The sequence below is a fragment of the Chryseobacterium sp. SIMBA_038 genome, assembly GCF_046535115.1.
Lineage (GTDB): Bacteria > Bacteroidota > Bacteroidia > Flavobacteriales > Weeksellaceae > Chryseobacterium.
Genome location: NZ_JAWRXH010000108.1, coordinates 1 through 281, shown reverse-complemented (window position 1 = coordinate 281; position 281 = coordinate 1). Strand labels below are relative to the sequence as shown.

Here is a 281-nt window from a genome sequence, read left to right as displayed (position 1 = left end):
CAACGCGGAATTGTTGGTGCTGAAAGAGTTCTTGGTTTGATGGATGAATACTATGCAATGCCAAACAACGGAAAGGTAGAGAAAGAGCATTTTGACGGTAAAATTGAATTCAAAGAAGTTCGTTTTGCATATGATGAGAAGCAGGAAGTTCTTAAAGGAATTGATTTTAAAGTACATCCGGGAGAAACTGTAGCCATTGTTGGAGCAACCGGAGACGGAAAATCTACCATTATCAGCTTGATTACACGATTGTATGATATTAATTCCGGTGAGATTTTTAT

The 281-nt window shown here is 37.7% G+C and carries 1 protein-coding gene; it reads left to right on the top strand.

What is annotated here, in order from left to right; all coding sequences use genetic code 11:
* Window positions 1-281 (top strand): ATP-binding cassette domain-containing protein (locus SB689_RS22910; RefSeq protein WP_410694365.1); only part of this gene is annotated, 281 nt, incomplete at both ends.